We start from the raw sequence: 12,762 nt of genomic DNA, 5'->3' as shown, positions 1-12,762 counted from the left end.
GCATCCGCGGCCTGGTGGGCAGGCCACGTCACCGGCCACGGCGGCTGTTCGCCGACCGCGGCTACGACTACGACAAGTACCGGCGGCTCCTCCGTACTCGCGGCATCACGCCGAAGATCGCCCGAAAGGGCACCGCCCACGGATCCGGCCTGGGCAGAACCAGGTGGGTCGTCGAGCGCACCTTCGCCTGGCTCCACCAGTTCAATCGCCTACGGATCCGCTACGAGATACGAGGCGACCTCCACCTCGGACTACTCCAACTCGCCTGCAGCGTCATCTGCTTGAGACGACTCCGAACCTCATTCTGAAATGATCAGTTAGACGTGGGGGCGATGACCACGCGCCTTGTCAGGAGGACAGCCTGCCCCCGACGACCCCGGCAGCCTTCTTGGCGATGTCGCATGTCTGCGCGGGGTTGTCGCCTGCCGTCACGGTGACGCGCACGAACTCCTGGGTGGTCACCTCGAGCGACACCGCGCAGGTCGTCGCTGCACCGGCCTTGGTCTGCGTCATCACCGCCCTGTGTCCGGCGATATCGGACAGCGCTTGGGCCTCCGAGCTGTGAAACTCCATATCGTGGACATCCGCACCGCCGTCGTTGATCTCGACCGCGTAGTCGTAACCGCTGCACGTCGGCTTGCCGGGGATGGCCTGCATCGTGGGCCGGGTGACGCCGTCCTGCTCGAGCTGTGGCACGTCCGCGGGTTTCAGCAGGGTGCACGGATCGACGTCGGCGAGGGGTGTACCCACTTTGCCGTCACCGGCACTTCCGCCTTGCGCGGCCGAGCTCCCACTGGCGCCGCTGGTCGGCCTGTCCGAGCCCTACTCGTTGTCGTCGCAGGCCGCAAGCCCGAGCACGCAGGCCAGGATGGTGGCCGTCATCACCACACGTCGCATTTTCATCCCCCGATTCCACTCTGGTGCGGATCAGACCGAAGAAGAGATCCGTTCGTCTCACCCTCCGCCGTGTGCACGGCCCGCAGCGCATGCCGACGCGATCTCGGACGAGGTCAGTGTCCCACTGCCGATCTTCAGCGCGGAGGAGCGCGATCGGCCGATCGTGGCGAACCGTTCCCCATCCAGGGAGGGCGAGGTTGGGCAGGCGGGCGATGCCGCGCAAAGCGTGGTGGACGCTGTCACCCTTGAGACAGCAGTCGCGCAGTGCCTTCCAGCCCCTCATGCGTGCGAAAGACATGCTCGACGTGGGCGCGGACTTGTCTGTGAGACTTGTTGGGCTCCTCTTTTTGCGGGCTGGTCCTTGGCCTTGCGGCGGCGGTGTGGCATCACCAGGCAGGTTCCGGGGCAGCGGCCATCGGCCATCGTCGTGGCACCGACAGCGTCCTTGGCGCGGATTCCTCCGACACCTTGCCGTCCTGGCGGTAGCCGCGCGCGGGTCGGCCGACCACTTGGGCCCGAGGTCGTTGATGCTGCGGTCGGCCGCCGAATTCGACACCCCGAACACCAGCCACACCGTGATCAACACACTCCGGCTGATCCCTCCAGCCGGGCGAAGGCGAGAATGTCGGGGACTGCTTCGCGCAGGCTCGCGAAGTGCCGGTGCACGCCGGCCACCGCAGCCGCGGCGTTGACCCCCCACACCGTCATGCCGGCCCGCAGCCCTGCCTCCACTCCCGACTGGGCGTCTTCGATGACGAGGCAGTTCTCCGGCTGAGCACCGAGCCGCTCGGCGGCCAGCAGGTAGGGCACGGGCGAGGGCTTGCCTTCCGCCACCGCGGCGGCGTCCACAATGACGCGCGGAACCGGCAGCCCCGTCCGAGCGAAACGCCCACGCACCCGGTGTTCATAGTTCGAGGTCACCAGCGCCCACGCCCCCGACGGCAGGTTGCCCAGCAGCTCCGATGCACCGTCGAAGGCCGCGTAGACGCCGGACCGGACATCCTCGTCCTCCAGTTCGTGCAGCGCGGCCAGGCACTCCCGTGGATCCTGGTCCGGAGCAACCTCCGCGAAGGTTTCCGTCGGCCGCGTCCGCAGCGCCACCCGATAGACCTCCTCCGCGCCCAGTCCGTATCGCCCCGCCCACGTGGCCCAGACCCGGCGCTGGTTGTCCACGGCGTCGATCAACGTGCCGTCGACATCGAAGAGGACGTACTTCCTGGGGCCTTGCCGTACAAGCTCACTGGTCACGACGTGATCATGCCAGGAGAGCCTGCGGAGCATTCGCGGATCGGCCCTTCCGGGCTCGCGCACGGTAGGCGGTGATGCGTCGAGGAGGACGGCGGGGCTCCTTCACGCGCGCCTGGCCGAGGCACAACCGGCACCTGTGGCGGGCTGTCGGGGATACGAGCCGCGTCACGCCAGTCCGTTGGCGGCAAGCCACTTGTGGGCGACGCTGTCCGGGTCGGCTCCCTCGGCGACCTGCGCGTCGAGTTCGCATCGCAGACGAAGATCTGGACGACGGAGACGCCTCCGGGCATCGAACGTGCGAAGTCCTCGGCGAGCGCGATCAGGGCGGGCGGCCTTGGTGTGGGGAACGACCGCAGGAGCGCGGCGAGTTCCCCTTCGGCGACGGCGACGGCGACCCGGGTTCGGGACAGTTCCGGCACGCGTCAGTGTGCTTTGACCTCTTCGACGTCCAGGCCGCGGTCGACACCGTGTGGGATGACGTTCTGCCCGGGTTTCACGTGCAGGCGCGCGCCGTCCAGATACCCCTGGACCTTGTCCGCTTCGAACGACACCAGGTCGTTGATCTTGTCGACTGCCCGGTAGGCGTTGCGGTACGACCAGGCTGCGCGGTGTGCCTCACCGATGTCGTAGTAGTCGCACAGGCCCTTGTAGGGGCAGAAGGTCTGGCCTTCGACCGGGTGCAGTCGGGATTCGTCGATGTCGGCGCGCGGGACGTACCAGCGCGGGGCGAATCCGGACTCGTAGAGCACGACGGGGTGTTCGGAGTGTGCGATCACGGTGTCACCGAGTCGGACTTCCAGGGCGCGGGAGGTGTTGCGGATGTCGATGCGGTGGTACGGGTCAGCCGCGTGCCCGAGGATGCGTTCGTCCTCCTCGTAGAAGGCGTCCATCGCTCGCCAGGCGAAGGCGATGCGGCCCTGCAGGTCGGCGGCATACCCGGGCAGCGCGGTGAATTCCCAGGCGGCGCGTTCGGTGGTGCGGTCGCCGGCGTGCACCGCGTACCAGGCGGTGTCGCCCAGGTCCTTGTGGTGGGTGACTTTCTCGCGGGCGACCAGGGCCTGCGCGTCGATGTCCTCGCGGGGGAGGTAGGCGACGGGGTAGCGGCCCGGTTCGTGGAGCAGGACCACGTTCTCGCTGTCGGCGATGAAGGTGTCGTTGAACTTCACGCGCATACGGCGGCGCAGCCGCTCGGCGAACAAGAGGCGTTCGGGCAGGGGTTCGGGTGTGAGGAAGTGCCCGATGGCGCCGGTGGAGAGGGGGCCTTGCTGCCAGGAGAGTCCCATGGTGGCTTCCTTCCGGGTGCGGGGTGCGCGGGTGGCAGCACCCCGGTAGGTGATTCGTGGTCGACGGTCAGGGTGCGCAGGAGCAGCGGGAGGTGTGAGCCTCGGGCCGGCGAAAAGCAGGTCCAAACGGCCTTACCCGCACTGGTGGTGAGGGTGCGGACCCAGTCGCAGTGAGGCGGGCGGGATGCGCAGGCGGGAGTGGCGTGCGCTGTCGTGGACTTCGACGTGCAGGTAGTCCGGGTGCCGGATGAGGCGGACCAGGTAGGTATGGGTGTGCGGGCTTCCGTGCCGGACGGCGTTGCCGGCCGGTTTCCCCAATCGTCGAGGGTCTGTATCGCGAAGTCACGGGCGGCGCGCACGGTCTGCGGGGTGGTGCTGAAGGCGTGTTGGGCGAGATGTCGCATAGCGGGTCCTTCGCCGGCTGCGGCGGGAGCGGGGGAGTTGGTCCGCAGCCGCCTCGACGCCCTGCGCGTCAGACGAGGACGCGGCCGAGGAAGTCGCGGATGTGCTTGGTGATGGTCTCGAGGTGGCTCTCCAGGGCGAAGTGCCCGGACTCGAGCAGGTGGATCTCGGCATCGGGCAGGTCCTGGCGGAACGCTTCCGCGCCTGCGGGGCCGAAGATCTCGTCGTTGGCTCCCCAGACCGCCAGCAGCGGGACCCGGGAGTCGCGGAAGTACCGGTGGACCTGCGGGTAGAGGTCCACGTTGGTGGGATAGTCGCGGAAGAGCCTGAGCTGGATCTCGTCGTTGCCAGGTCGGTCCAGCAGCGCCTGGTCGTGGACCCAGTTGTCGGGACTGACCAGGCTGGGGTCGGCGACGCCGTTCACGTACTGCCAGCGAGTGATCTCCGGGGTGAGGGCGCCCCGCATGGGGGCTTCGGTGTCCGGTCCCGGGGCCTTGGCGTAGGCGAAGACGCCGTCCCAGAAGGGCTTGACGAAGCCCTCCTCGTAGGCGTTGCCGTTCTGGGTGATGATCGCGATGATGCGGTCCGGGGCCTGGAGGGCGAGACGCCAGCCGATGGGGGCGCCGTAGTCCTGCACGTACATCGCGAACCGGTCGACGCCCAGCTGCTGGAGCAGGCCGGAGGTGACGTCGGTGAGGGCGTCGAAGGTGTAGGGGAAGTCCTGCAGGGTGGGCATCGCGGACTGGCCGAAGCCGATGTGGTCGGGGGCGATCACGTGGTAGCGGTCGGCGAGCGCCGGGATCAGGTGGCGGAACATGTGCGAGCTCGTCGGAAAGCCGTGCAGGAGCACGACTACGGGTGCGGTCGGGTCGCCGGCCTGCCGGTAGAAGACCTCGAGACCGTTGACGGTTGCCGTGCGGTGGTGGACTGCGAAAGCCATGCATCTAACCTCTCTATCGAGCTTTAGTGGTTACATCTCCAGTCGAGCATGCGCGACCTAACCCGTCAAGTGCTATTTGATGGTTAGATCGCGATGGTGGTCGGGGCGCCGCGTCCGGCGGCGCAACATGGGCCTTCCTCATGCCTCCGTCCGTGAACGGTCACCAGCCAGTCGCACCGCCCGCCTCGGGCCCGCTCAGGCGGTCGGTGCGCGCCTGTCCGACGTGGGTGTCCCGGAATCCCGCCGCAGTCGGCCGAGTAACCTGTCAAGCGGATCTATACGGTTAGGAGGTGTGATGATGGTCGACCGAGAACAGCACGGCGTACTGCTGGAGCTCCTCAACAGCACGCCGGTGGTCAATGGCGTCGTCCAGGACCGACTGGCGGATCCCGAAGCGGCCAGGTCCTGGCAGCAGGCCCACGGCGGCAGTGGCACCGTGGACGAACTCCGCAGTCTCGTGCGGGCGCGCGACGCCCTCCAGGACGTGGTGCGCGGCAGCCGACCCGCCCCGTCGCTGGCCCCGCTCCTGAACGGGGTCATCTCCCACCCGCACGTCTCGCCTGCGGGGGTGTCGTGGGAGGTGGAAGTCCCCGCGGAGCGCCGGTTGGCGGTAGAAGCGGTGCTGGCGTGGAGCGCGGTACAGCAGACGATGTCCGGCCGGCTGCGGCCGTGTGCCAACCCGGAGTGCCGTCGCTTCCTCATCGACCGGAGCAAGGCCAACAAGGCCCGCTGGTGTTCGATGGCCGTCTGCGGCAACCGTATGAAGGCAAGGCGCCACCACCAGCGCACCCGTGTCGCAGCCGAGTAACGCCTCCGACCGTCCTCCCCGTGCCGGTGAACAATCGGGCTGACCCGCCTCCTCCCAGACGCCGCGCGGGGGGCCATCGGCGGTCACGTCCGGTGGCCACCTTGACGCCGACGCCTGGCCTCGGTGATCTCGCCCGGCATGGGAAGCCAGTAGTAGAGGGTGAAAGCAGCGATCACGGCGACGCCGAGCGGGGGAAGCAGGGCACCGAGCAGGGTTCCGGTGGCGAGCCGGACAAGGGCGAGCTGGAAGCGCCGGCTGATGGCTGCCACGTCGGCGATGCCGTTCGAGGACCGCAGATCGCCGTCCGTCGTCGGCTCGAAGCCGCTATCGGATCTGTCGATGGCTGCCGTCATCCCGTTCGGGGCGGCGGCTCCCCTCATGCGCGGCTGGAACCGCGTTCCTGCGGCGTCCACGCGTTGCCGTCGGGGTCGGAGAACTCGGCGAAGCTCGCGTGGTCACGACGCTCCGGGTCGACGCCGGCCTCGAAGTCGCCCTGTCACGCGTCGAGAGGTGCCTTGTGCCTGATCTCCCCGACCTCGACGCCGCGCTCCATCGGCTCGGCCCGCGCCGCTTCCAGATCAGGGACCACCAGGTACAGGCCCTGCACCGAGCCGGGCTCGGCGTCGGTGAGACCGATTCCGATCCGCACCGAGCACGCCGAGCCGGGAGGCGTCAGCTGCACGACGCGGAAATCGGGGCCGGGCCGGTAATCCACGTCCAGGCTGAATTCCAGACACGGACAGGCATTCCGCACCCCCCCCGCTGTTCGTAGCACCTCAGCGAATACGCCAAAATTCGTGATCACGGAATCGCGGCGGCCCGAGCACAAGAACTAGGATCGGCCTCAGCGCACAGATCACAGCGCCATGAGGGGCTGCCCGGTCGGCTACCCGCAGGAGGTCCGCAATGGCGACGCTGCTGTCGGTCAACGTAGGAAAGCCCAAGGACGTCCCCTGGCAGGGAAGGACCGTCCACACCGGGGCGTGGAAAGCCCCCGTCCACGGCAGACGAATGGTGCGGCGGCTGAACGTCGAGGGAGACGGCCAAGGTGACCTGGCCGGACACGGCGGTGAAATTCGAGCCGTTCTCGTCTACCAGCTGCAGTCCTACCGGTACTGGGAAAAACATTTCGGTCGCGACGACCTGACCTTCGGGATCTTCGGGGAGAACTTCACCGTAGACGGCCTGCCCGACGACGAAGTGTGCATCGGCGACCGGTACCGCATCGGCGAAGCCGAATTCGAGGTCACCCAGCCCCGCGTCACCTGCTACCGCGTCGGCATGCGCCTGGGCGAACCCACCATGGCCTCCCTGCTGGTCGCCCACCACCGCCCCGGCTTCTACCTGCGCGTGATCACCGAAGGACATGTCCAAGCCGGCGACGAGATCACCCTGACCCGCAAGGGCCCTGAAGAACTCAGCGTCGCCGACACCGACGCACTGCTCTACCTCCCCGACCGCGATCCGGCTAAGTTGCGCAAAGCGCTGAACGTCCCTGCCCTGAGTCCCGGTTGGCAGCAGTCCTTCCGTGAACTCGCCGCCGCCGGGCAGCCCAAACAGGAGCCGGGATGGCCGGGCGAACGCGCCGCCACCCAGCAGCCCAGGGAAGAAGCGGGATGGCCGGGCTTCAAAACCATGCGCGTCGCCCGCATCGTCCCCGAGGCCCCCACCATCTCGTCGATCTACCTCGAGACCACCGACGGCACACCCCTGCCCGAGGCCCGCCCGGGCCAGTACCTCTCCCTGCGCCTGGCCGTCGGCGATGCCACCCCGGCAGTTCGCAGCTACTCCCTCTCCTCCGTCCCCACGGCAGGCACGTACCGCATCAGCGTCAAGCACGAGCCCCACGGGAAAGTCAGCAGCTACATCCATGCCACGCTCCACCCCGGAGACCTCGTGGACATCGCCGGCCCCCGCGGAGCCTTCGTACTCCAAGAAGGCACCCGCCCGATCGCCCTCATCTCCGCCGGGATCGGCGCCACACCCGTGCTCGCCATGCTTCACCGACTCGCCGCCACACGAGACCCACGCCCCGTGTGGTGGGTCCACATCGCCCACGACCGCGCCCACCACGCCTTCGCCGACGAGACCCACACCCTTCTGGCGCAACTTCCCTGCGCTCACGAGTACGTCTACTACACCGCCGAAGCCACGGCACACCGCGACGAGCCCTACATCACCCAGGGGCGTCCGGCCGCCCAGTCACTCACGGCCATGCGCCTTCCCACCGACGCCGACGCCTACCTCTGTGGACCAGCGGCCTTCATGGACGACTTCGGAAGCTTCCTGCGTGACCACGGCCTGAGCCCCGAGCGGATCCACACGGAGCAGTTCAGCGCCCTCCCCGCCATCAACCCGGGCATGACGCCCACGGTCGCCATCCGGCCGCACCAACCGCCCGGTCCCACCGGCACCGGACCGCTCATCATCTTCGCACGCAGCGGCATCACCACCCCCTGGTCACCCGTACACGCCTCACTCCTCGACCTCGCCGAAGCCTGCGACATCCCCACCCGCTGGTCCTGCCGCACCGGCGTCTGCCACACCTGCATCACCCACCTCGTGACAGGCGACATCACCTACACCACCCCACCCCTCGAACCCCCCGAAGCAGGCACCATCCTCGTCTGCTGCAGCCAACCCACCACCGAAGTCGTCCTCGACCTATAGCCGCCGTCTACTGCAGACGCGCTGCATCAGGTGCTCGGGGGTGGTGAAGGCGACGTCGGAGAGCCGGCCGCGCCGCAGTAGGGACCAGACGCCGAAGCGCCGGCCGGTCAAGGTCTGGATCCGGCCCGGGGGACGGCGCCGGTCCTCCGAGCCGTGCGCGGCCGGCCCGCTGGCGCGCTCCCGCTCCAACCGGGCGAACCGCTCGTCAGTCAGCCGCGCCGGCGATTCGGGGCCGCTCGAGTTCAGAGCCCGCGGTCCGCGTTCGACCCACGCGGGGCCACCGCTGGAAGGAGTGGGCCGCGGCGGTGCAGGTGGCAGCAGTCGGCCCGTTCGTCGGCTACCTCACCGCGGTCAGCGTCGCGTACACCACGACGTTGCTCAGGTAGCCGGTGCGCTTGCTGTAGCCGCCACCGCAGGTGATCAGCCGGAGTTCGGGCCGGCCGGAACTGCCGTAGACCTTCTTGCTGGGAAACTCCTCCCTGTCGTAGAGCTCGACGGCGCGGACGGTGAACACCGCTGTGCGCCGGTCCGCCCGGCTGATCTCGATGGTGGCGCCCTTGGCCAGGGTGCCCAGGTCGTAGAAGACACCGGGGCCGCCGGTGGGCGTGTCCACATGCCCGGTGGCGATGGCGGTGCCTGCCGAGCCGGGAGCCGTGCCGTCGCCGTACCAGCCGGCGAGGCGGGGTTCGGTGGGTGGTGGCGTCCGTAGCGCCCCCGCCGCATCGAGGCCCACGCGTGTCATCGGGGCGTTCACTCCGATGGCGGCGATCCGGATCCGGACGGGATCCGCGGGGGGCAGCGGATGGACCATGAGGCGGGTGGGGTCTGCAGAGGTTGACAAGGCCTGCGCCGCAGAGGGCCGCGGTGGCTGCTCGTCGTGCATGCTGCTGACCACCAGCACGGCACCCGCCGTCATTGCGCAGACCAGCACGAGCAATGCGGGGACCGACGGGCCTCGGGAAGCACTGGTGTGGTGTCTGGGCGCCATGGCGGTCGAGCCTTTGCTTCACGTCGGGTGCGTGGTGGCGGGTGGGTGGGCCTCGCGGTGGGCGGGGTGCACGGCCAACGGAACCATTCTGTTCCCGAACCGGTCACGGGCCGAAGTGGACGGGCCCGGCCGACGGAGTCGGACGGTCAGGTCCGGTTGCCGTTCGGGCGGCGGCACACCCAGACCACGCCCCCGGCCGCGGCCGTGACGAGCAGCCCACCGCCCAGGGCGAGCCCCATGCCCGTGTCCTCGGCCGGTCCGAAGCCGGCGTTGACTGAGCCGCTCGGAGGGCGGCCGGTGACCTGGTACGTTTCCGTGACCTTGGTCAGCGGCGGACACTTCAGGGTGACTGTGTCGCTGCCCGGCTTGGCTTCCTCCGGGATCTGGAACCGGCCGGTGAGTACCCCCTCCTCATCCCCTTCGAAGAGGTGGAACTCCCCGCCCACCTCCGACCAGCCCTTGCCGTAGTCCGCGTCAGGGTCGCAGGCCGTCGTACTGACCGTGACCGTGGAGCCCGGGGAGGCATTCCACGGCTCGACACGGACATCGGAGTCATCGGCGGCGGCAGCGACCGGGATCTGCAGTCCGAGGGCACCGAGAGCCAGGCCGATACCTGCACCCATGTGTGTGTAACGCATGCGAATCCTCCAACGGAACAGTGTCCGGCCTGTCTGCGCGGCGCCTCTCCTGTGTTCCGCTCACGAGACAACCGACAGTCCGTCAGTTCCGCAACACGACGGATCGCCTGATGGGTGACCCAGTCAGGGGACGCGGTGTTCCCTCTTGATCGCTTGCGCAGGTCACCGACGCGAGGACCGCCAGTACCAATCACCCGCCACCCCGACCCCATCACGGTGAAAGTCGGCCAGCCGGTCCTGCACGGTGGGGTCCGCCAGTCACCCGGCGGCCGGTCACCCGGGCACACCAACCGGCAGCCGAGATCGCCCTGGGATCGCAGCGGTGCCGCTGACCGTTCGGCGAGCAGCGAGCGCCGGGCAGAACTGGCGGCGCCGCTGCGCTACCCACGGCACCGACGCGGACCACCCTTTCCCGCCTCGGACTCGAGCTCGGGTCGGCACGTGCCCCACGATCACGGTCGCCGCGACCGCCTCCGCCCAGATCACCAGCACCGGTGGTGTTCTTCCCGTCGCCCCCCAGGTAACCGAGTACTCGGGCCGCTCCCGATGGAGGCCCTGCACGGTGTCGAAGCCCGCCAGGCCGCAGTCCTGCGCGCCTACGGCGTCCACTCCGTCGGCCTCCTCGATCCACCGTGCAGCGCCTCCTCGACAAGAAGGCCGGCCGCCTCGCCGCCGACCGCGCCCGCCCCGCCGTCCCGAGAACCCTGCCCGCCTGCGCTGCCGTACGCCACCTCTTCGCCCACCACACCCTGGACGGCACCACCGTCCGGGCCGCCCTGCTCGACCTCGTCGTTCAGCTCGGACACGGGCTGCGCGGGATTCAAGGCGTGCTGGGCGACTGCGTGAGCTGCAGGCGTGGTGCCGGTGGCAACGGCGTAGGCGCTTCCGTCTCTGGTGCGGCGCGGAACGCCTCGATCACGTAGGCGGCGAAGCGGCGGGAGGCCGTGATCCGGGCGGCTCGCGGTGAGTCTTGGAGGCCCCGGTGGGCCATGAGCATGAGGATCAGGTCGTCGACGACGAAGCCGGGCCGCAGCCGGCCGGTCCCCTGGGCGCGGCGAGCCAGTTCGCCGACCGCGCGCAGAGTCCGCTCCCGGTCGGCGGCGAAGTCCATGGCATCAGGGAAGGCCGTCATGAAGGCGTCGGCGAATCCCCGGCTGTGCGCGTGGAGTTCGCAGATCCGCTCGACCAAGCTCCGGAATCCGTGCCACGGGTCCGAGTCCGCAAGGGCGTCGCGGACGGCGGCATGGCAGGCCCGCCGCTGCTCGGCGAAGGTCTCCACGATCAGTGCCTGCTTGGTCGGGAAGTGCCGGTACAGCGTGGCGGGGCCGACGCTCGCACGCCGGGCGACCTCGCGCATGGGCGCACTCAGGCCCTCCTCGCCGAACACCGCGCGGGCGGCGTCCAGGATGCGGGCCCGGTTGTCGCGGGCGTCGGAGCGCACAGGCTGAGGCAAATGGTTCGTCATCGTTTCTCACTTTAGCCAAACGGACGGGGGCGTCCGTTACGGTCCGATGGCGGTGCCGCCGCCCCGTCCCGGCACTTCGCCGGTGATGCCCCGGCTGTCCGGGCCGGCTCGACGCCCGCGGCAGCAGCAGTTGAGATCCGTCCCTCCACCGACCCGAGGAGCAGAGATGAAAGCCGTCGTGATCAGGACGTTCGGAGACCCCGATGGCCTGGAGGTCGTCGATGTGCCCGCGCCCGTTCCTGCCCCGGGGCAGGTGCAGATCGCCACGGAGGCGATCGGGGTAGGCGGCGTGGACGCCGTGATCCGCCGGGGAACGCTTGCCGCCTACGGCTTCCGGGAGGGCCATCTCCTCGGCAGCGAGGTCGCGGGAAGGATCACCGCGGTGGGAGAGGGCGTGGACGCCTCGTGGATCGGGCGGCGGGTGTGGGCGTTCACCGGCCTGTCCGGTGGCTATGCCGAGCAGGCCGTCGCCGCGGTCGAGAACGTCCTTGCGCTGCCCGACGGCCTGACCGGCGCCGACGCGGTGACCCTCGGCGGTTCCGGCGTGGTCGCCCACTTCGCCCTGGAGCGGGCCCGTCTCACACGTGGCGAGACGCTGCTCGTGCGCGGTGCGGCGGGCAGCATCGGGATCACGGCGGTCCAACTCGCCGCCAGGGACGGCGCGAGCGCGGTGGCGATCACCACCTCGTCGGTGGAGCGTGGCGCCCGCCTGCGAGACCTGGGCGCGACCCATGTCCTTGACCGCTCCGGCGAGGGCGGCCCGGGCGCGCCGGCGGGCTTCGACGTGGTGATCGATGTCGTGGGGGGTCCCCAGCTTCCCCTCTTCCTGGACAAGTTGAACCCCAACGGGCGGTATGTGGCTGTCGGTGTGGTCGGTGGGCAGCCGCCGGCGGACTTCGGCATGCGGCTGATGGATGCCTTCCGCAGGTCGTTGTCGTTCGCCACCTTCAGCTCTGACACCGTGCCCGGCCCCGATCGGCAGGCCGTGCGGTCGTCCCAGTTCGCCGATGCTGCGCACGGGGACCTGCGCACGGTCGTACACGAGGTGTTGCCTCTGGACCAGGCGGCGCCGGCCCACCGCGCGATGGACGCGGGGGAGGTGTTCGGCAGGGTTGTGCTGGTGCCCTGAGCTACGCCACGTGTGACTCTACGAAGCGGCAAGACGACGCCGACCAGCAAGGTCGGCAGTAGCCAACCGGCCGCGGGTTGTGCCCGTCTTTGCAACGGCATCTGCGGGCGGACTGCGCTGCGACCGGGACGCGGTTCGGCCGCGCGCATCCCCTCCGGCCGCGGTCGTGTTCCGGCCCGGAAACAAGGCGACGGAGGGTTCGCCGTTCAAACAGGTCGCATCCGACGGGTTCAGGGCGCTTCACCCCGTCGGCCGGCCGGGGAGAACGGTCACGATTGCATGCAAGGGCCCAAC

General features: G+C 69.4%; 13 protein-coding genes and 2 pseudogenes. 4 read left to right on the top strand and 11 right to left on the bottom strand.

Annotated features, from left to right (window positions below; genetic code table 11):
* Nucleotides 1–308 (top strand): transposase (locus ACGFRF_RS33260; protein ID WP_393746346.1); only part of this gene is annotated, 308 nt, incomplete at its 5' end.
* Nucleotides 309–348: 40 nt separating this feature from the next.
* Here ACGFRF_RS33260 and ACGFRF_RS33255 read toward each other — a convergent pair.
* The 5 genes and pseudogenes from ACGFRF_RS33255 to ACGFRF_RS33235 form a co-directional block, all read right to left on the bottom strand.
* Nucleotides 349–798 (bottom strand): annotated as a pseudogene (locus ACGFRF_RS33255) (DUF3558 family protein); the annotation flags it as partial.
* Between the two features lie 280 nt (nucleotides 799–1,078).
* Nucleotides 1,079–1,406 (bottom strand): annotated as a pseudogene (locus tag ACGFRF_RS33250) (transposase family protein); the annotation flags it as partial.
* 70 nt (nucleotides 1,407–1,476) lie between these two features.
* Nucleotides 1,477–2,178, bottom strand: a complete 702-nt coding sequence (locus ACGFRF_RS33245; protein WP_393746344.1) for an HAD family hydrolase — start codon at nucleotides 2,176–2,178, stop codon at nucleotides 1,477–1,479.
* Between the two features lie 389 nt (nucleotides 2,179–2,567).
* Complete coding sequence (locus tag ACGFRF_RS33240) at nucleotides 2,568–3,428, bottom strand: DUF427 domain-containing protein (protein ID WP_393746342.1); 861 nt, start codon at nucleotides 3,426–3,428, stop codon at nucleotides 2,568–2,570.
* Between the two features lie 472 nt (nucleotides 3,429–3,900).
* Complete coding sequence (locus ACGFRF_RS33235) at nucleotides 3,901–4,770, bottom strand: alpha/beta fold hydrolase (RefSeq protein WP_393746340.1); 870 nt, start codon at nucleotides 4,768–4,770, stop codon at nucleotides 3,901–3,903.
* 295 nt (nucleotides 4,771–5,065) lie between these two features.
* On the opposite strand from ACGFRF_RS33235, the gene ACGFRF_RS33230 reads away from it, so the two are divergent.
* Nucleotides 5,066–5,578: a CGNR zinc finger domain-containing protein gene (locus ACGFRF_RS33230; protein WP_393746338.1), complete on the top strand. Its 513-nt coding sequence runs from the start codon at nucleotides 5,066–5,068 to the stop codon at nucleotides 5,576–5,578.
* An 83-nt stretch (nucleotides 5,579–5,661) separates the two neighbouring features.
* Here the strand turns inward: ACGFRF_RS33230 and ACGFRF_RS33225 are convergent, their stop codons facing one another.
* Together ACGFRF_RS33225 and ACGFRF_RS33220 are read right to left on the bottom strand one after the other, a co-directional pair.
* Complete coding sequence (locus ACGFRF_RS33225) at nucleotides 5,662–5,931, bottom strand: hypothetical protein (protein WP_393746336.1); 270 nt, start codon at nucleotides 5,929–5,931, stop codon at nucleotides 5,662–5,664.
* A gap of 143 nt (nucleotides 5,932–6,074) precedes the next feature.
* Nucleotides 6,075–6,293: a hypothetical protein gene (locus ACGFRF_RS33220; protein ID WP_393746334.1), complete on the bottom strand. Its 219-nt coding sequence runs from the start codon at nucleotides 6,291–6,293 to the stop codon at nucleotides 6,075–6,077.
* A gap of 191 nt (nucleotides 6,294–6,484) precedes the next feature.
* Between ACGFRF_RS33220 and ACGFRF_RS33215 the strand changes: the two genes are divergently transcribed.
* Entirely contained in the window at nucleotides 6,485–8,248 is a 1,764-nt protein-coding gene (locus ACGFRF_RS33215) for an MOSC domain-containing protein (RefSeq protein WP_393746332.1), read from the top strand.
* A 337-nt stretch (nucleotides 8,249–8,585) separates the two neighbouring features.
* Here the strand turns inward: ACGFRF_RS33215 and ACGFRF_RS33210 are convergent, their stop codons facing one another.
* The 4 genes from ACGFRF_RS33210 to ACGFRF_RS33195 all read right to left on the bottom strand — a co-directional run bounded on the left by ACGFRF_RS33210 (nucleotide 8,586) and on the right by ACGFRF_RS33195 (nucleotide 11,339).
* The gene (locus ACGFRF_RS33210) at nucleotides 8,586–9,164 is read right to left on the bottom strand and encodes a class F sortase (RefSeq protein WP_393746330.1); all 579 of its coding nucleotides are present in this window, start codon (nucleotides 9,162–9,164) and stop codon (nucleotides 8,586–8,588) included.
* A gap of 218 nt (nucleotides 9,165–9,382) precedes the next feature.
* Nucleotides 9,383–9,874, bottom strand: coding sequence for a sortase (locus ACGFRF_RS33205; protein ID WP_393746328.1), 492 nt, complete (start codon nucleotides 9,872–9,874; stop codon nucleotides 9,383–9,385).
* A 596-nt stretch (nucleotides 9,875–10,470) separates the two neighbouring features.
* The gene (locus ACGFRF_RS33200; RefSeq protein ID WP_393746326.1) at nucleotides 10,471–10,680 is read right to left on the bottom strand and encodes a hypothetical protein; all 210 of its coding nucleotides are present in this window, start codon (nucleotides 10,678–10,680) and stop codon (nucleotides 10,471–10,473) included.
* Between the two features lie 14 nt (nucleotides 10,681–10,694).
* Entirely contained in the window at nucleotides 10,695–11,339 is a 645-nt protein-coding gene (locus ACGFRF_RS33195; protein WP_393746324.1) for a TetR/AcrR family transcriptional regulator, read from the bottom strand.
* Between the two features lie 166 nt (nucleotides 11,340–11,505).
* On the opposite strand from ACGFRF_RS33195, the gene ACGFRF_RS33190 reads away from it, so the two are divergent.
* Nucleotides 11,506–12,468: a zinc-dependent alcohol dehydrogenase family protein gene (locus tag ACGFRF_RS33190; protein WP_393746322.1), complete on the top strand. Its 963-nt coding sequence runs from the start codon at nucleotides 11,506–11,508 to the stop codon at nucleotides 12,466–12,468.
* Nucleotides 12,469–12,762 lie beyond the last annotated feature (294 nt).

This window comes from Streptomyces sp. NPDC048521, from assembly GCF_043199855.1.
In the GTDB taxonomy this organism is placed as follows: domain Bacteria; phylum Actinomycetota; class Actinomycetes; order Streptomycetales; family Streptomycetaceae; genus Streptomyces.
This window is presented reverse-complemented; position numbering and strand designations above follow the sequence as displayed.